The 16,809-nt window shown below is 34.0% G+C and carries 18 protein-coding genes; 4 read left to right on the top strand and 14 right to left on the bottom strand.

The features are described from left to right. Nucleotides 1-75 precede the first annotated feature (75 nt). The 10 genes from OXQ85_RS08840 to lepA form a co-directional block, all read right to left on the bottom strand. Nucleotides 76-987 carry an ADP-ribosylglycohydrolase family protein gene (locus tag OXQ85_RS08840; RefSeq protein ID WP_267403691.1) on the bottom strand — a complete coding sequence of 304 codons (912 nt, stop codon included), beginning with the start codon at nucleotides 985-987 and terminating at the stop codon, nucleotides 76-78. Next, nucleotides 987-1,799, bottom strand: coding sequence for a TIGR02452 family protein (locus OXQ85_RS08835; RefSeq protein ID WP_267403690.1), 813 nt, complete (start codon nucleotides 1,797-1,799; stop codon nucleotides 987-989). The genes OXQ85_RS08840 and OXQ85_RS08835 overlap by 1 nt, the downstream gene beginning before the upstream one ends. 2 nt (nucleotides 1,800-1,801) lie before the next feature. Then, nucleotides 1,802-2,215 (bottom strand): ADP-ribosylation/crystallin J1, encoded by a 414-nt coding sequence (locus OXQ85_RS08830; RefSeq protein ID WP_267403688.1) that lies wholly within the window; start codon nucleotides 2,213-2,215, stop codon nucleotides 1,802-1,804. Nucleotides 2,216-2,370: 155 nt separating this feature from the next. Continuing rightward, nucleotides 2,371-2,844, bottom strand: coding sequence for a macro domain-containing protein (locus OXQ85_RS08825; protein ID WP_267403686.1), 474 nt, complete (start codon nucleotides 2,842-2,844; stop codon nucleotides 2,371-2,373). 196 nt (nucleotides 2,845-3,040) lie between these two features. After that, nucleotides 3,041-4,120, bottom strand: a complete 1,080-nt coding sequence (locus tag OXQ85_RS08820) for an adenylosuccinate synthetase (protein WP_267403684.1) — start codon at nucleotides 4,118-4,120, stop codon at nucleotides 3,041-3,043. 2 nt (nucleotides 4,121-4,122) lie between these two features. Continuing rightward, complete coding sequence (locus tag OXQ85_RS08815) at nucleotides 4,123-4,977, bottom strand: hypothetical protein (protein WP_267403682.1); 855 nt, start codon at nucleotides 4,975-4,977, stop codon at nucleotides 4,123-4,125. A 3-nt stretch (nucleotides 4,978-4,980) separates the two neighbouring features. Beyond that, complete coding sequence (locus tag OXQ85_RS08810) at nucleotides 4,981-5,316, bottom strand: hypothetical protein (RefSeq protein WP_267403680.1); 336 nt, start codon at nucleotides 5,314-5,316, stop codon at nucleotides 4,981-4,983. 124 nt (nucleotides 5,317-5,440) lie between these two features. Further along, a complete protein-coding gene (locus OXQ85_RS08805) occupies nucleotides 5,441-5,983 on the bottom strand; it encodes an NADAR family protein (RefSeq protein ID WP_267403677.1) in 543 nt (180 codons plus the stop codon). A 219-nt stretch (nucleotides 5,984-6,202) separates the two neighbouring features. After that, entirely contained in the window at nucleotides 6,203-6,898 is a 696-nt protein-coding gene (locus tag OXQ85_RS08800; RefSeq protein WP_267403676.1) for an NUDIX domain-containing protein, read from the bottom strand. Between the two features lie 138 nt (nucleotides 6,899-7,036). Continuing rightward, nucleotides 7,037-8,833 (bottom strand): translation elongation factor 4, encoded by a 1,797-nt coding sequence (gene lepA / locus OXQ85_RS08795; protein ID WP_267403674.1) that lies wholly within the window; start codon nucleotides 8,831-8,833, stop codon nucleotides 7,037-7,039. Between the two features lie 322 nt (nucleotides 8,834-9,155). On the opposite strand from lepA, the gene OXQ85_RS08790 reads away from it, so the two are divergent. Beyond that, on the top strand, nucleotides 9,156-11,444 hold the full coding sequence (locus OXQ85_RS08790; protein WP_267403672.1) for a GH92 family glycosyl hydrolase: 2,289 nt from the start codon (nucleotides 9,156-9,158) through the stop codon (nucleotides 11,442-11,444). Nucleotides 11,445-11,479: 35 nt separating this feature from the next. On the opposite strand, the gene OXQ85_RS08785 is transcribed toward OXQ85_RS08790, so the two are convergent. The 4 genes from OXQ85_RS08785 to OXQ85_RS08770 form a co-directional block, all read right to left on the bottom strand. Next, nucleotides 11,480-12,505, bottom strand: a complete 1,026-nt coding sequence (locus OXQ85_RS08785; RefSeq protein ID WP_267403671.1) for a hypothetical protein — start codon at nucleotides 12,503-12,505, stop codon at nucleotides 11,480-11,482. 109 nt (nucleotides 12,506-12,614) lie between these two features. After that, a complete protein-coding gene (locus OXQ85_RS08780) occupies nucleotides 12,615-13,115 on the bottom strand; it encodes a hypothetical protein (protein WP_267403670.1) in 501 nt (166 codons plus the stop codon). A 9-nt stretch (nucleotides 13,116-13,124) separates the two neighbouring features. Continuing rightward, nucleotides 13,125-13,757 (bottom strand): hypothetical protein, encoded by a 633-nt coding sequence (locus OXQ85_RS08775; protein WP_267403668.1) that lies wholly within the window; start codon nucleotides 13,755-13,757, stop codon nucleotides 13,125-13,127. A gap of 18 nt (nucleotides 13,758-13,775) precedes the next feature. Continuing rightward, a complete protein-coding gene (locus OXQ85_RS08770) occupies nucleotides 13,776-14,327 on the bottom strand; it encodes a sigma-70 family RNA polymerase sigma factor (protein ID WP_267403666.1) in 552 nt (183 codons plus the stop codon). Nucleotides 14,328-14,909: 582 nt separating this feature from the next. On the opposite strand from OXQ85_RS08770, the gene OXQ85_RS08765 reads away from it, so the two are divergent. From OXQ85_RS08765 to OXQ85_RS08755, 3 genes are read left to right on the top strand one after another with little or no spacing between them, the layout of a single operon-like run. Next, a complete protein-coding gene (locus OXQ85_RS08765) occupies nucleotides 14,910-15,659 on the top strand; it encodes a DUF2520 domain-containing protein (RefSeq protein WP_267403664.1) in 750 nt (249 codons plus the stop codon). Continuing rightward, on the top strand, nucleotides 15,649-16,167 hold the full coding sequence (locus tag OXQ85_RS08760) for an HAD family hydrolase (protein WP_267403662.1): 519 nt from the start codon (nucleotides 15,649-15,651) through the stop codon (nucleotides 16,165-16,167). Before OXQ85_RS08765 ends, OXQ85_RS08760 begins: the two co-directional genes overlap by 11 nt. Before the next feature lie 10 nt (nucleotides 16,168-16,177). Next, nucleotides 16,178-16,732 carry a Maf family nucleotide pyrophosphatase gene (locus OXQ85_RS08755; protein ID WP_267403661.1) on the top strand — a complete coding sequence of 185 codons (555 nt, stop codon included), beginning with the start codon at nucleotides 16,178-16,180 and terminating at the stop codon, nucleotides 16,730-16,732. Nucleotides 16,733-16,809: the final 77 nt, after the last annotated feature.

The raw sequence follows: 16,809 nt of genomic DNA, 5'->3' as shown, positions 1-16,809 counted from the left end.
TTTTATTTAAAAAATACACCGTGTATTTTCGTTCGCAAAGGCGTTTCACTCAGTAAAAGATTATGAAATTAATCTTCAATTTTCATAAAATTTGTTGTTTTTCCAGTTTTCAACATTTTTAACCCAAGTTGGAATTCTGTTTTCATCGCAACATAAAATACTTACTCCTCCAGCCATTGCACAAGTTGTATCTCTGTCGCCCAAAGCTGAAACGGTATTCCAAAGACATTCTTCAAAGTTGTTTCTGTATCTTGAAAGCATCCAGATAACAATCGGAACGGTATCCTGAGCGGTCATTTTGGTTCCATTCCCTAAAGTTCTGACTAATAATTCAATACTTGGATTTCCATCTAAATATAAGGCTTTGTTCAATTTACTTTTCATATCGGAATCATCTAATTCATCCTGAACTTTTTGAATAAAATCCTGTTGATTAAATTTTATTAAGCCTAATTTTTCTTGAACTGCAAAAGCCGCCGCCAACGCAATTGCTTTCGTTCCTTCAATCGCCTCTTTGTTTGCATGAGTTACTCCACAGGAAAGTTCAGCGTTCAATTTAAGTTTATCAAAATCATCATAAAAATAAGCACCAATCACCGAAGCTCTCATCGCTCCGCCATTTCCCATCGAGCCTTGTCCTTCAAACTTTGAATATGAAATTTTTTTCCAATTGTCTCCACTTTTTACTGCTCTAAAATATTGATGCATTGAAGGTCCGTAACCTCTGTTGATATCTAAATGGTAATTTTTGGTAAACTCTTCTGCTAAAAAATCCTGATTAATCTCTTCAAATTTTTCCAAAGATTTGAAAATAGCAATTGCCATAATCGTATCATCGGTAAAATCCAAAGAACTTTCTGGAATAGTTCTCTGATGAATATAACTTTTCATCAAACTTTCTTCTCCGAAAAAACTTTCTCCAAAAGCATCGCCTATGGAAATTCCTGTCAGTGATTTTGAAGCGAGTAAGAGTTTATTTGTTTCCATTATACTTCTTCAAATGGCTTTATCATCTCTTCCTTCTTCGTGAGAATCGCGAAAACCACTTTTTTAAATTTATTTTTATACTTTCCGTGAAGGTATTTTTTAAATAATTCCGCGATTTCTTTCGGATCATTTTTAAAAACACCGCAGCCCCAAGCTCCTAAAATTAATGTTTCATTCCCATGACTTAAAGCCAAAGCCAGCATTTTATCTGTTCTTACATCCATTGCTCCGAAAATTTCGTGAGCTCTTTCCGGTTCCTGACGTTTTACAACTCCTGCATTCACCGCCGGAGACGTGATGAAATTACACAAAACAGGTTTCGGCAATAATTCGCCTTTATCCTTTCTGAAAACCGGAACTTTCGGACTGTAAATCATCATATCGGTGTAAAAACAAGATTCCATTGCACGATGAATTTTGTAATAATCCCAACCTTGAAGCAGGCTTTCATGCAATCCTGAAGTTCTCGCCAGACTTTCTTCCTGAGCTTCGGCTCCGTTGATGAAACCGCCGCCCGGATTTTTTGCTGATGCGAAATTCAGACACATGATTTTTTCCTGATTTTCTTCTTCGGCTAATTGTAAAATCGCTTTTAAAGAACTGCATCTCCAAACTTCAAATTGCGTTTCAAAATGGGTTTTGGGAAGTTCGTTGTTTGCGATTTCCGAAAGTTCTTCAGGATAAAACAGAACTGTTCCTTTTTTGGAAAATTCAAGTTCGTTTTCTATATTTATTTTTTCGTTGTGTTCGTTTATATAATATTTCTTGGCCAGGATATCCAATGTATCTTTTGCCATTCCTTTATTGGTCATCGTTAGTTTTTTATGTTTAATAGTAAATTTTCTATCGCTTCATTTGCCGCTTTTTTGAAATCTTTTCCCATGAAAACTTTGGTCACTTCAATATTTCCAACAATTGCCTGATTGAATGTCTCTAATTCTTCTGAAGGAACCCAAAGTTCATTATGATTTCTTGCTCCGACATTTTGTGAAGGATATTGATTGACAACTTCTTCCAACACTTCAAACTTCGTTACAAAACCTAAATAATTTCCAGCCTCGTCTCTTGTGTTCCATTTTTCTGCGATTTCGGAAGCGTAATCTTCATCTAAAACAGGATAGAAAATGGGTTGCCATTCTAATCTTGGAGGAAATATTTTGAAATTATTTTCGATAATTAAAATCATTTCTTTTTCTCCGACGGGTCTGTATAGTGTTTTTGTTTTCATAGTTGTGCTTTTTTATGTTTTTAATTTGTTTTTTAACGCAAAGTCCACTAAGCTTTTCTTTTTAAAACTTGATGTGTATTTTTAAGTTCGCAAAGGCGTTTCACTTAACTAAGCTCTCAAAGAGTTTTTATGATATCAAATTTCAAGTGATTAATTTATTCAAAATCATAGACATATACCTCTACATTATTTTTTAGCAAAGTTTTTTCGATAATTGGTTCGATTTCGTCCCATTTTCCGCCTGCTAAACCACAACCAATTCTCGGCATATGAATACTTGCATTTAATTTTAAGGCTTCATCTGCCAATTTTTCAAGACACTTTTCAACAGCTTCATAACGAATCGGCGGAATTCCTTTTGAATTGGTCACAGTTTTATGCTGACCGATCATATTGCAAACCCAAAGATCATTTTCGACTTGAACGATTTGGATTTCTCCAAGTGTAAAACTTTCACCGTTTTGAAACCACTTTCTGTATTCTTTTTCAGGCTTTTTCCATCGATTAGAAATTGCTAACACAAAACCTTTTCCCCAACCTCCAATATCGTTGCAAATATGAGTAATGATCTTATTTCCTTCTGTCTGCGGATTTGTTACGTCTCCTTTTAAATATTTTATAGTTTTCATGGTTATTATTTATTTAAATTTTGGCTAAAGCCGTTGGATTTTTTTCATGATGAAAATGGGCTAAAGCCCATTCCTATTGATGTTATGATTGTTTTTTATTCTTAATTTTATTTTTTAACGCAAAGTCCGCAAAGATTTTCTTTTTAAAACTTGATGTATATTTTTAGGTTCGCAAAGGCGTTTCACTTAACAAAGATCACAATGTTTTATCAATTCTTTTAAAATCCTTTGAATAAGGAGAATAAGATCCAAAAATTTGATCAAATTTCACCTTAAGATTTTCTGTTTTAAATGCTTCATCCAACTGGTCCAAACAAGTCACCACCAGATTTTTCTTTTGGGCAACAACGTAGGCTTCATCCAATTTCAAGGCATAATTTAATAAATCATAATTTAAATCTCCAAAACGCAAATCCTTTTGAAATTCATTAAAAGTACAGGTTTCTTCTTCATTATTTTTCAGATTTAATGATTTTTCATTGCTCATCCATCCGCTTCCGTGACGGGTTGAATAACTTCTTGTCACGTAAAACATTTCTATATCCTCAATTTTTAATAATTGACAGATTTCATAAGCATTTTTTGAAGTCGTATTTGCAAAAGTTACATTCGGAAAAACGCCATGATCCATGTCCAACAAAACTCCTTGGCTACCTTCAAAAATAAGATGATTAAATGATTTTAAATAATCATAACCTTCTATTTTCCAATCAATTTTATCGATTACTTCTAAAAAATCCTGCAAAGCATTTGCAATTTCTTCTCCTTCTTCAAAACCGTAATAATTGGCGATTCCTTTTAATTTTTCAATCAACATTGTTCTTGGAGCAATTAAATCGATGGCAAATAATTTAAACGGACTTTCATTTCTTTTCATTGTTGCGCCGACTCCTTTTCCGCAAGTTCCGTGCTCTAAGTTTTTAGCATTCTTTCTGTTGTATAAAACATCAAAAGGTGTCGTTACTTTTGCTAAAGGATGGATTGTCAATTCAATATTTCCATTTTTCTGAACTAATTCTTCCCTTTCATTGAATAAAAATGTCGGATGAATTGTGCAATGTTCTGTAAAATACGAAGGCAAACCACGCAGCGCTCCACTCGCAAAGCTGGAATGAATGTGTTTTTTATCATCAATCATCACCGTATGCGCCGCCTGTTGACCTCCTGAAAACCGAATAACTACAGACTCAGGATGTTGCTGAGCCAGAAAATCGGTTGTGATGCCTTTGCCTTCGTCACCAAATCCTAAGCCTATAATTATTTGTGCTGTTTTCATTTTTAATACATTTGAATATTATCTAATCCTAAATTCTCTGTCGTTTTCGTAAAGTTATCTTTAAATTTACTACAAACCACATCTTTAATCACCTTCGGAACATCTCTGTAATCTTCGATAGATAAACAGTTTTGTCCTAACAGATCTTTCCAACCTTTATCCGCATTCACCGCCTGTCCGGAATGCAGAACGCTGATGTGAAAAACTTCATATTTCTTCTGAGCTTCGGCCAACAGTTCCGTATGTTTAAAAGTTTGTTGACCCGTTCCCATGATTTCTCTGATTGCAGAAGCTGGGAGTGTTTTAAGACAAGGTTCATCACCCACGGTGAACAATAATCCTTTTTGATTTCTTTTTTCAAAAGCATCTGTTCTTGTGTGAAAAGCGGCAAAATACCAAGCTAATAAATAACTTTCTCCTGCATTTCCTCCACCTCCAGACTCGATATAAGTTCTTGTTAACCACATATCAAGCTCTTCATCTCCCGATTCAAACTGACCAACCTGTAAAGGATAACCGTCACATTCATGATCTCCGATTCCCAAGAATAAAAGTGCCAGATCCGGAACACCGCCCTGGATAATTCCGCCCATCAGTTTCGGAAGACCTTCCTGAATCAAATCATAAGGAATATGTCCCATACTTCCCGTTACGTCTAGTCCTAAAATAATCGGAACTGAATTCGGATGAACCGCAGAATCTCTTGATTCTCTGAAAGAAATACCGTTTGGATTCATCGATTCATGTGCTTTTCTCTTTGCATTCTGCGTGAAAATTTCACTTGCAGATTTTGATGCATATCCTGCTTTCTTTGCTCTGTCAAAACGAGCGTCCATGTCGTATCTTGTACCTCCCATAACTTAAATTTTTTTTCCAAATAAATATTCAAATCTTGCTCTTGTTAATTCCAATTGAATATTTAAATTTCTGATTGCTAATGATAATTCTATGTCTTTCTGAACGAATGCTTCCGGCTGAAAATCAGCGAATGTCAAACTGTTTTTGTCTAATGGACTGATGTCGATCAGGCCTTCCTGTTCTCTTTCCAGTCTTTTGATCTTTAGTTCAATATCTTCTACTCTTCGCCTGTAGATCAGCTCTGCATCTTCTCCGATAATTCGGGCACGGTCATCTCTTATCTGGTCATTATTTCTTTGTAATGACTCGATGAATCTGGGTTTTAGGTCTTCTTTCATAATTCATTTTTTTTGTGTTGTTTTTACGCTAATTAAAAACTGCATGGTTTTGTCTTAATTCTTTTCGAATTATTATTTTAATCAGCTTTTTATATTAATATTTTGTGTTTGGTTATTGTGTTTTTTACCCTCTTAATTCATCCCTCACTTCCATTAAAGCAAATCCCAATAAATTTTCACCATCCCATTGTAATGGGTTTTCTGCTCTTGGATCGGTTTCCAACATTCCGATTCCCCAAATTGCATCGTATGGGCTCGCTTCAACCAAAATTTTATCATTTGTTGAAAGTAAAAATTGCTTAAACTTTTCATTTTGAGAAAATTTCAGAAAATTTCCTTGTTTTACGATTTCATATTTATGTTCATCCCAAATTTTCGGGTCAAAGTTTTTGACTTTTCTTCCTAAACTTTTTGCTTGATTTGGAGTTTCTGCTTTTAAAATTCGTTCTAAAATTTCATTATCATTAAATAATTTCGCTTTTCCAGCCATCATATAATGTTCCGCAGTTTTATAGCTCATTCCATCTTCTTTAAACTCAAAAGGAAACCATTGACTAAAACATGCCTTTGTAATTTCATCTTTCACTGTATGTCCCCAGAAGAATAGAAATTCTTGTTTCTCTTTTTTTTGAAATCTTTCAATGATGTTTTCTACTGTGTATTTCACGATTGCGTTATTGTTACACAAATGTAAAGAAATATAATTTTATGAACCAAATTTATTTGCGTTAATTTTACACTAATAAATTTAATTAATTGATTTTCAATAGTAAAAATATTTTAAAGATAATTAGTTATGCTAAAGAATAGCCCCGAATGCATGAATAAATTTTCTATTGTTTGGCTTTTTTTTAGACTAAAAAACGTGAATCAGGAGCAAAAAAAATTATTTGATTTCGAAATAAAATCCTTGTTCTTCCAATTCTTTATATTTTTCCTGATTGAAAGTAAACAATTTTCCGGGTCTGCCGCTGCCTTCTTTTTTTAAGGTATTGGTATCATTTAACAATCCGTAGCTCATGATTTTTTTGCGGAAGTTTCGGCGGTCGATTTCTTTTCCGATGATTGTTTTATACAAATTTTCAAGATCTGAAAAAAGAAATTCTTCATTGAGAAGATTAAAACCAATGGGCTGAAATTGAAGTTTTGTACGCAGCCTTTTTAGTGCCATATCAATAATCGTTTGATGGTCAAAAGCCAATTTTGGAAGCTTATTAATGCTAAACCATTGCGCATCTTCGGCATCAGAATCGGCAAATAGTTCATGATAAGAAGGATTCACCAAGCCCAAATAAGCGATCGAAACAACCCTATTTCGCGGATCGCGACCCACATTTCCAAAACTGTATAATTGCTCTAAAAAATCAGGTTTTATGCCTGCTTCTTCATGAAGTTCTCTTTTTACCGCATCATCCAAATTTTCATCATCCAAAACCAAACCACCCGGAAGCGCCCATCCTCCTTTGAAAGGCTCAATATTTCTTTTAATCAACAGAAGCTGAAGATCTTTTTTATCAAAATATCCGAAAATAACTGCGTCTACAGCGACTTTTATGTCTTGTAATTTTTTTGGAGACTCCATTGTATTAATTTGCGTTGTGAATACACAAAACTATAACAATATTTTTTATTCTGAAAATTTATTGAATTTCATTTTGGAGAAAATAAAAAAATCCGCAGAAAAATCTGCGGATTTATATTTTAAAATCATCAAAGATGATTAATCATTCAGCTTCAAAACAGCCATAAATGCCGACTGCGGTACTTCTACTCTACCAATCTGCTTCATTTTCTTCTTACCTTCTTTCTGCTTTTCCAAAAGTTTACGCTTTCTGGAAATATCTCCTCCGTAACATTTTGCGGTAACGTCTTTTCTTAAAGCTTTAATCGTCTCTCTTGCAATAACTTTCGTTCCTAATGCTGCCTGAACTGCAATATCAAACTGCTGTCTCGGGATTAGTTCACGAAGTTTTTCACACATTCTTTTACCTATGTAATATGCGTTAGAATCGTGAATTAATGAAGACAATGCATCCACCATATCTCCGTTGATCAGGATATCCATTTTTACCAATTTAGAAGCTCTAAATCCGATTGGATGATAATCGAAAGAAGCATATCCTTTAGAAATAGATTTTAATCTGTCATAGAAGTCGAAAACAACCTCAGCCAAAGGCATATTAAAAATTAACTCTACTCTTTCTGAAGTTAAGTAACTCTGGTTAACTATCTCTCCTCTTTTTTCGATACAAAGCGTCATTACCGATCCAACGAAATCAGATTTTGTAATGATAGAAGCTTTAATATAAGGCTCTTCTACTCTGTCCATTGTGGAAGGATCCATCATTTCAGACGGGTTGTTGATCAGGATTGGAACATCCGGTTCTTTTTTGGTATAACCAAAATAAGAAACGTTTGGAACCGTCGTGATGACGTTCATATTGAACTCTCTATCCAATCTTTCCTGAACGATTTCCATGTGAAGCATTCCTAAGAATCCGCAACGGAAACCAAAACCAAGAGCTGCAGAACTTTCCGGTTCGAAAACTAAAGAAGCATCATTTAATCTTAATTTTTCAAGAGAGAATCTTAACTCTTCAAAATCCTCAGAATCAATTGGATAAATACCTGCGAATACCATTGGCTTTACTTCCTCAAAACCTTCGATTGGTCCTGCAGCAGGCTTATCAAAAGAAGTGATGGTATCACCTACTTTTACTTCACGGGCATCTTTAATCCCTGAAACCAAATATCCTACATCTCCACAACCTACAGTTTTCTTTGGAACCTGCTTCAACTTCAAAGTACCTACCTCATCAGCTCCATATTCTTTACCTGTAGCGAAGAATTTAATTTTTTCGTTTTTTGTAATGCTTCCGTTTACCACTTTAAAATAAGCCTCAATTCCTCTGAAAGGATTGTAAACTGAGTCAAAAATCAAAGCCTGAAGCGGTGCATCCGGATCTCCAACCGGAGCAGGAATTCTTTCCACAATTTGCTCTAACAAATGGTGAACACCTTCACCTGTTTTTCCTGAAACTCTCAAGACATCCTCATATTCACAACCAATCAAATTCATGATTTCGTCAGTTACTTCTTCAGGATTTGCAGAAGGAAGGTCAATTTTATTTAAAATCGGAATGATCGTTAAATCATTTTCCAACGCCAAATACAAATTACTAATTGTTTGTGCCTGAATGCTTTGCGCAGCATCAACAATAAGAAGTGCCCCTTCACAAGCAGCAATTGAACGGGAAACTTCGTAAGAGAAATCAACGTGTCCTGGTGTATCAATTAAGTTTAATATAAATTTTTCGCCTTTATATTCATAATCCATCTGGATCGCGTGAGACTTAATCGTAATCCCACGTTCTTTCTCCAAATCCATATCATCCAGTGTCTGAGACTGTAATTCTCTTTGAGTCACCGTATTGGTATACTCCAAAAGACGATCCGCCAAAGTACTTTTACCGTGGTCAATATGAGCGATTATGCAAAAATTTCGTATGTTTTTCATTTAAGAACCTTGTAATTTGCAAAGATAGCAAAATGCGGGATAATTCCTCATTCTTAATTTTAAATCTGATTTAAACACAAATAGCACAAATTTTTCACACTAAAAACACGAATAAGAAAGCCTTTCATTTAATTTAAACCATTAAGATTTTGGTTAAGAAGTTTAGGATATTTTAGATGGCTTCGTTTTTAGCAGCTGCACTTAATTAATCTTAATAACTTAAATGATCTTAATGGTTCAAAACTTTATTTTCAAAATCTGTGTAATTTGTAAAATTATTAGTCATATTTGTTTTTAAATTAGCCCAAACTTATTTTAGCTCATGAAAAAAGTTCTTTTACTCCTTTTCATTATTTCTTTTGCACCATTTCAATCACAATGGATTGAAAATGCACCTCAAAATCCTGAAGAATTTGTAAATCCGTTGATCGGAACACTTTCAAAACCTTCTCTTTCTAACGGAAATACCTATCCGGCAGTTGCTGTTCCTCACGGAATGAATCTGTGGACACCACAAACCGGAAAAAACGGAAACGGATGGCAATACACTTACGATGCCGATAAAATACGAGGAATTAAACAGACCCATCAACCTTCACCGTGGATGAATGATTACGGAATGTTTTCCATCATGCCGATGACAGGGAAAATGCGCTTTAATGAAGAGGAAAGAGCAAGCTGGTTTTCTCATAAATCAGAAGTTTCAAAACCTTATTATTACAGTGTTTATTTGGCTGATCATAATGTTACGGCAGAACTTACTCCAACAGAAAGAGCTGCTCAAATGCGTTTAACCTATCCTGATTCCGAAAATTCGTGGTTTGTGATCGATGCTTTTGATAAAGGTTCGAGCATTACGATTATTCCTTCTCAAAATAAAATTATTGGTTATTCAACACGATATTCGAGAGGAAAACTGACTAATTTCAAAAACTATTTTGTGATTTATGCAGATAAACCTTTCACGAAATATTCAACTTGGAAAGACCAAGATTTTGTAAAAGATGCTTTAGAAATTACAGGAGATCATTGCGGAGCTGTAATTGGTTTTGCTACGAAAAAAGGCGAAAAAGTCAACTTAAGAGTAGCTTCTTCATTCATTAGTTTAGAACAGGCAGAATTAAATTTGCAAAGAGAACTCAGCAAAGATTCATTCGATGATACTTTCAAAAAAGCAAAATTGGCCTGGAATGAAAAATTAAAAAGAGTTGAAGTTGCAGGAGGAACGATCGATCAAATGAGAACGTTCTATTCTTCTTTATACAGAATGCTTTGTTTTCCGCATAAAATGTATGAAATCAATAAAGCAGGAGAAGTTGTTCATTACAGTCCTTATTCAGGGAAAACTGAGCCTGGATATCGTTTTGCAGGAACAGGTTTCTGGGACACTTTCCGAGCCCTCTACCCTTTCTTAAACTTAGTTTATCCTAGCATTAATGTTGAAATGCAGAAAGGATTAATTAGCGATTACAAAGAAGGCGGTTGGCTTCCGGAATGGTCGAGTCCGTCGTATTCTGATATTATGATCGGAAATAATTCTGCTTCTGTGGTTGCAGATGCTTATATGAAAGGTTTGCGAGGTTATGATATCGAAACTTTGTATCAGGCTTTACTTCACGGAGCAAATAATGAAGGGCCACAAGCAACGGGAAGACTGGGAATTGAATATTATAAAAAATTAGGCTACGTTCCATATGATGTAAAAATCAATGAAAATGCTGCGAGAACTTTAGAATATGCTTATGATGATTTCGCAATTGCACAACTTGGAAAAGCTTTAGGAAAACCCGAATCTGAATGGGGTGAATATTACAAACGTTCCCAAAATTTCCAGAAAGTGATCGATCCTGAGACAAAATTGGCTCGTGGAAGAAATCAGGACGGAAGTTTTCAGGTTCCTTTTAATCCGTTTAAATGGGGGGATGCTTTTACAGAAGGGAATTCTTGGCATTACACATGGTCTGTTTTTCAGGATATTGACGGACTGGCAAAACTAATGGGCGGAAGAAAAGAGTTTTCAAAAAAACTGGATCAGATTTTTGAATTGCCACCGATTTATGATGATTCTTATTATGGCTCAACCATCCATGAAATTCAGGAAATGGTGAATGCAAATATGGGGCAATATGCTCACGGAAACCAACCGGCTCAGCATATCATTTATTTATATAATTATTCCGGAGAGCCTTGGAAAACGCAATATTGGGTTCGCGAAACGATGAACCGCATGTATCAGCCAACTCCTGACGGATATTGTGGCGATGAAGATAACGGACAAACCTCAGCTTGGTATATTTTCTCAGCACTTGGTTTTTATCCTGTAACTCCGTCGACGGATCAATATGTTTTGGGAGCTCCACTATTTAAAAAAACTACAATCCATTTAGAAAATGGAAAAACGATCGAAATTAAAGCCGATAACAACAGTGACGATAATCGTTATGTAAAATCGTTAAATATGAACGGTCAAACCTATTCTAAAAATTGGCTCAGTCATGCCGAATTAATGAAAGGGGCAACGCTGCAATTTAACATGGAAAATAAGCCTAATAAGAATCGAGGAACCAACGAAAAAGATTTTCCTTATTCTTATTCAACAGATAAAAAATAAAGCAAAAGAGAGACATGTTGTCTCTCTTTTTTGTTCTATTTATATTTATCAAAACTCTCAGGTAAAATATACTCACCTGTAAGAGGATCAATTCCTATTCTAAAATATTTTGCATTTTTCTTACGCGCTGCTGAAGTTGTAACATCAATAATACCACCTACCAAACCTCCTATCACACCTCCCATAGCAGCTCCTGTTATAGTATACGTATTACCTTCTGGAAAAAGTTCTTCTTCGGATGCTGTTATAAAAATTCCATCATTATCTTTTTCAATTTCTATGATACCAGTAGGTGTTTTTTTATAAGCAATCCCATTATCAATAATTGCAAAAACATCTTTGCCTAGATTATCATAACCATCTACTCTTTTCACTCCTTTAATAATCCCATCTTTATTTTTCCTTACTTCAAGCTCTTTGTCTGGTTTTTGTTCTGCAAATGATTTATAATCTTTGTAAACACCATCTATGAAAGATTCTGCCTTAAAAACAGGTAACCGTTCAATAATTAATTTTTGATAATTACTCAGATCAGTTTCTGCCAAAGGAATATCTACTACTGGTTCTGCATAAGAATCTTTTATGATTGTTGCTAATTCTGAGCCTATTTTAGCCGCAATGATTCTAGTGATATATGCATGATCTCTTTGTCTGTATGTTTTTGAAACAGTTGATCTCTTAAGAAAATAATAATTATCGCCTTTCTTTAAAAAAGTAGATACTTTCATTTCCAAATGTCCGGAAGCAGAGCTCCCATTAACGATGTCATTGACTTTTAAATCCTCCAACATAAGAAAATATGGAGTGCTTCCTTTTATTTTATTATCTTCTGAAAACCAATCGGAAAATAATTTTTCAAGATCATCTTTTTCAAACTTTACTTCATAAGGATCTTTTCGATGAGAAACAATTCCTATATTCTTGTCTTCTCTTTTGTCTAGTAATGTAAGAGATTTGGCAATATGGTTCTTGTCTTTTATGCTATTTCTTAGTTCTATATATTGTGTCTTCTGCGCAGAAACACCAACAGAAAATAACAGGAATAAAATAATTTTTTTCATAATGCTTTATATTTTCTACAAAAGTATAAGATTACCCCAAAAATCAAACGACTCTCACAAAATAATTGTAAGAGTCGTCCAACATTAAAAAAATAAACTATTATGGGTTTTATTTTTGTCTTGGAGCGTTTTGATTTCCGTGAGGTTTTCTTTCATCCATTTTATCCTTCATCATTTTCTCAGACTGGAAAAGCTTCAAAACTTTTTGGCAAGGAATCACTTCCTGCATTTTATCTGCATATTTCTTTCGGTTATCTAAAAGCTTCTGCCCTACTTCAAAACTTTGCTGTAATTTGGCTTTCGCTTCATCATCAGACAATGTTTCCGGGTTGAAGTTAGAATTAAACTGGTTTTTAATCTGCTTCTGGCTTTCCAGATATTCGTTATAGATCTGGGTAAATTCAGCCTTATCATTAGGATCTATTTCCAGATTATCCATCACCATATTATTCCTGAACTTGGTAAGAAGTGCTTTTCTTTCTTCGGGAGAAAGATTGTTTATTACCTCTTTTCTTTGCTTAGGGTCCATCTTTTTCCAGTCATAATCCGTCCTTTGGGCATTCAAGCCAAAACCATAAATAATAAAAAGTGTAAATAATATCTTTTTCATCTTCCTATATTAGTTGTATATATCCAAATAAACATCTTGAGTAGAATTGCTCGCCAACTCCGAAATTTCAGAATTTGAAAAAGCATCCAAATACTCGTTCATTTGAGTTTCAGTCTGTTTTTTTACAGGTTTTACTGTTTGAGTTTTCGTTTCACTTGTAGTCTCTATATTTGCATTATCATTTGCATAAAAAGACTTTTTATTTTCCTGATTTTCAACTGTTTGATTGTTATTTTCAACAGAAGTTAAATCAGATTGTAAGGTTTCATACGCCACTTCGCTTTCTTTCTTAGGACCTTGATCATTGGTAGCAAAATGAGTGGGCGTATCCGCATTGTTTGAATCGTCATTATTCAAAACAAAAGTAGCTCCAAAAATTAAGGCTAAAGATGCAGCTGCTGCATATGCCCAATTTAATTTAAAGATTGGTGCCTTTTTCTCAACCTTTATTTCATTCAATACTCTTTCCTGAATATTTTCAAACAAATTTTCAGGAACGGTGTAAATATTTTTACGTTCTAATTTTTCCAGATCAAAATCATTAAGCTCGCTCATCACCTTCCCCTGAATACTTTCAAACAAGTTTTCAGGAACTTTGTAAATGTTCTTGCGTTCTAATTTTTCTAGATCAAAATCTTTCATGTTGTTGTTTCTCAAAAATTATCTTTCGTAATTCTCTTTGATATATTCTTCTATTTTTTGTTTGGCATAATGATAATTCGTTTTTAAAGTCCCTACCGACATATCTACAATTTTAGATATCTCTTCGTAAGGCAAATCATCATAATACCGCATCATAAATACCAGTTTCTGCTTTTCGGGCAGGCTTTGTATGGCGTTCTGCAGCAATATCTGTATTTCTTCCGCATTTCCTTCCGTATTATCTGCTACAAGATTCTGCATGTGATATTCCGGATCTTCATCAGATTTCTGCATTTTCTTCATCTTATTTACCTGCTGCAAAGCTTCGTTGGTGGCGATTCTGTACAGCCAGGTGTATAACTGACTGTCATTCTTAAACTGATGAAAATTCTGATAAGCTTTTATAAAAGTTTCCTGCAAAGTATCCTGTGCAAGATCTCCGTCCACAATAATTCTCCTGATATGCCAATACAATCTGCTTTGATAAGCGTCCATCAAAGCACGAACCCCTTTTTCCTGAGTTCGTGGATCTTGCATCAACGAAATAATTTCCGCGTCCTTAATCTTCATAAGATGCTTTCATTGTTTTGGATTACAAAAATAACAGAAAGTTAAATTACTTTTTCAATTTTCAGTTCAAATATCTGAATTAAATATAAGAAGGATTTTCAACTTTTTATTGCTTTTTATTAGAATAATTTTAGTAAAAACCATACCAATCTCTTTACTGTTCAGCAATATGATAAAATCTGAAACATTATTTTCAAACTCTCTTTTTGTGAAATATCCGATTGAAAAATTGATAATGAATACTTAAAAAAATATTTAATCCTTAAATTTTTATTTAAAATTCCATTTAACCACAAAAGAAGCAAAAGATATTATTGTAGTTATTAATAGATAGCTAAAAGTTCTCAAAAGAATAAAAATCAAAGATTTTTAAAAGCTTAAAAGCTAATGTTTTCTTTTTTCAGCTTAATGATTAGGTCCTATAGTATATGATCTTGATCTGTTGTGCCTTTTGTGGTTAAATAGAAAAAAATATAAAAAAGTTTGTTAAAAAAACGCTTCTAAACAAAATTAAAACCCAAATTAGTAAAACTTCCAACTCCCCTCTCCTATCTTCCTATCTAAAAATATTATCTTTGTTTTATGCAAATTGTAATTATCGGTTCCGGAAATGTGGCGTATCACATGGCAAAAGCTTTTGTTCAAAATAATATTCCTTTAGCCCAGATTTTTGGTCGGAATGAAACTGAACTTCAAAAAATTTCAGAAGAATTAAATATTTCCTATTCAACGAAAACTTTAGTTGATTCAGATTTGTATATTATTTGTGTCAGTGACAATTCTGTAGAAGATGTTTCAAAACTCATTCAAAAGGAGGATACCCTTGTGGTTCATACTTCAGGATCTCTTCCGAAGGAATCTTTAAAGGGTGAGTACCGAAAAGCAAGTTTTTATCCTTTGCAGACGTTTTCAAAATCAAAAGAATTAGATTATTCAAACATTCCTTTTTTTATTGAAACCGAAAATGAAGAAGACAAAAAAACATTATTTGAACTTGCTTCTAAGATTTCTAAAAATGTGATGGAAAGCACACATGAGAAGAGAAAATATATTCACTTAACGGCTGTTTTTGCCTGTAATTTTGTGAATCATCTTTTTTCGAGAGCCAAAGAAATTTCGGATTCTCAGGAAATTCCGTTTGATTATTTTTTGCCGTTAATTGATGAAACTGTTCAGAAAATCTATGAAATTGAACCTAAAGCGGCACAAACCGGCCCTGCGGTAAGAAATGATAAAAGAATTCTGGAATTACATGAGCAATTATTACAAGACGAAAGTCTGGAGATTTATAAAACAATGAATCACTCAATTCAAAAAATGTATGAGTTATAAAGAGAAATTAAAAGATATAAAAGCATTTGTATTCGATGTAGACGGAGTTTTCACAGACGGAAGCGTGTATTTGATGCCCGGCGGAAATATGTCGAGAGTGATGAATGTTTTAGACGGATATGCGGTTGTAAAAGCATTAAAAAATGATTATTTGATCGGAGTTATCACAGGGGGAAATGATGAAATGGTAAAACACAGAATCAATTATCTTGGAATCGAAGATTATTATCCAAAATCTCACAATAAAATGGTTGACTATGAGGATTTCAAGAAGAAATATAATCTTAAAAATGAGGAGATACTAACCATGGGAGACGATCTTCCGGACATCCCTATGATGAAAAACTCAGCTATTGCGGCGTGTCCTGAAAATGCAGTTCCTGAAGTGAAAGGAGTAGCCTCTTATATTTCGCCCATCAAAGGTGGAAGTGGAGCAGTACGCGATGTCATTGAGCAGGTAATGAAAGTTCAGGGAAATTGGCATGAGGACAACACACAATCTATTTAATTAACTGAAAATGAAATTATTATTAGCATCACAATCTCCCAGAAGAAAAGAACTTTTAGCGAGTTTAGGGTTTGAATTTGAAGTGGTAAAAATCGATTGTGAAGAAATTGTTCCTGAAAACATCACAGTAGGAGAGTCCGCAGCTTATTTATCTGAATTAAAAGCAGATGCATTTCGAAATTTAGAGGAAGGTGAGATTTTGTTAACCGCCGATACGGTTGTTACTATTGATAATCAGTTTCTTGGAAAACCAAAAGATGAAGAAGACGCACGAAATATGTTGAGACTTCTTTCAGGGAAAACACATCAGGTTTATACAGGAATTACCATCAAAACTTTAGATAGAATCATAACTGAGACCGATGTTGCCGACGTAGAATTTGATATGATTTCTGATGAAGAAATCAATTTTTACATTCAAAATTACAAACCTTTCGACAAAGCGGGAAGCTACGGAATCCAAGAATGGCTCGGAATGGCAAAGATTAAAAAGATGAATGGCAGCTTTTATACCATTATGGGACTTCCTACCCATTTGGTTTACAAAATTTTGAAAGAAATATAAAGAGTTTCAATATAAAATTTTATTATTTTTACAAAATCATCAAAGCTTCTGATAATAAAAAGCAGATTAGCGAGTTA

The sequence above is a fragment of the Chryseobacterium sp. GM_Chr_2 genome, assembly GCF_026540445.1.
Lineage (GTDB): Bacteria > Bacteroidota > Bacteroidia > Flavobacteriales > Weeksellaceae > Chryseobacterium.
Note: the sequence above shows the minus strand (reverse complement) of the source record. Positions and strands in the feature narration are given on the sequence as shown.

Excerpts from the sequence above, each read along its gene's own strand:
- OXQ85_RS08785 (WP_267403671.1), bottom strand. The coding sequence starts at position 12,505 with ATGAAAAAAATTATTTTATTCCTGTTATTTTCTGTTGGTGTTTCTGCG.
- OXQ85_RS08775 (WP_267403668.1), bottom strand. The coding sequence starts at position 13,757 with ATGAAAGATTTTGATCTAGAAAAATTAGAACGCAAGAACATTTACAAA.
- OXQ85_RS08830 (WP_267403688.1), bottom strand. The coding sequence starts at position 2,215 with ATGAAAACAAAAACACTATACAGACCCGTCGGAGAAAAAGAAATGATT.
- OXQ85_RS08770 (WP_267403666.1), bottom strand. The coding sequence starts at position 14,327 with ATGAAGATTAAGGACGCGGAAATTATTTCGTTGATGCAAGATCCACGA.
- OXQ85_RS08835 (WP_267403690.1), bottom strand. The coding sequence starts at position 1,799 with ATGACCAATAAAGGAATGGCAAAAGATACATTGGATATCCTGGCCAAG.
- OXQ85_RS08780 (WP_267403670.1), bottom strand. The coding sequence starts at position 13,115 with ATGAAAAAGATATTATTTACACTTTTTATTATTTATGGTTTTGGCTTG.
- OXQ85_RS08800 (WP_267403676.1), bottom strand. The coding sequence starts at position 6,898 with ATGGAGTCTCCAAAAAAATTACAAGACATAAAAGTCGCTGTAGACGCA.
- lepA (WP_267403674.1), bottom strand. The coding sequence starts at position 8,833 with ATGAAAAACATACGAAATTTTTGCATAATCGCTCATATTGACCACGGT.
- OXQ85_RS08765 (WP_267403664.1), top strand. The coding sequence starts at position 14,910 with ATGCAAATTGTAATTATCGGTTCCGGAAATGTGGCGTATCACATGGCA.
- OXQ85_RS08755 (WP_267403661.1), top strand. The coding sequence starts at position 16,178 with ATGAAATTATTATTAGCATCACAATCTCCCAGAAGAAAAGAACTTTTA.
- OXQ85_RS08820 (WP_267403684.1), bottom strand. The coding sequence starts at position 4,120 with ATGAAAACAGCACAAATAATTATAGGCTTAGGATTTGGTGACGAAGGC.
- OXQ85_RS08810 (WP_267403680.1), bottom strand. The coding sequence starts at position 5,316 with ATGAAAGAAGACCTAAAACCCAGATTCATCGAGTCATTACAAAGAAAT.
- OXQ85_RS08790 (WP_267403672.1), top strand. The coding sequence starts at position 9,156 with ATGAAAAAAGTTCTTTTACTCCTTTTCATTATTTCTTTTGCACCATTT.
- OXQ85_RS08815 (WP_267403682.1), bottom strand. The coding sequence starts at position 4,977 with ATGGGAGGTACAAGATACGACATGGACGCTCGTTTTGACAGAGCAAAG.
- OXQ85_RS08840 (WP_267403691.1), bottom strand. The coding sequence starts at position 987 with ATGGAAACAAATAAACTCTTACTCGCTTCAAAATCACTGACAGGAATT.
- OXQ85_RS08825 (WP_267403686.1), bottom strand. The coding sequence starts at position 2,844 with ATGAAAACTATAAAATATTTAAAAGGAGACGTAACAAATCCGCAGACA.
- OXQ85_RS08760 (WP_267403662.1), top strand. The coding sequence starts at position 15,649 with ATGAGTTATAAAGAGAAATTAAAAGATATAAAAGCATTTGTATTCGAT.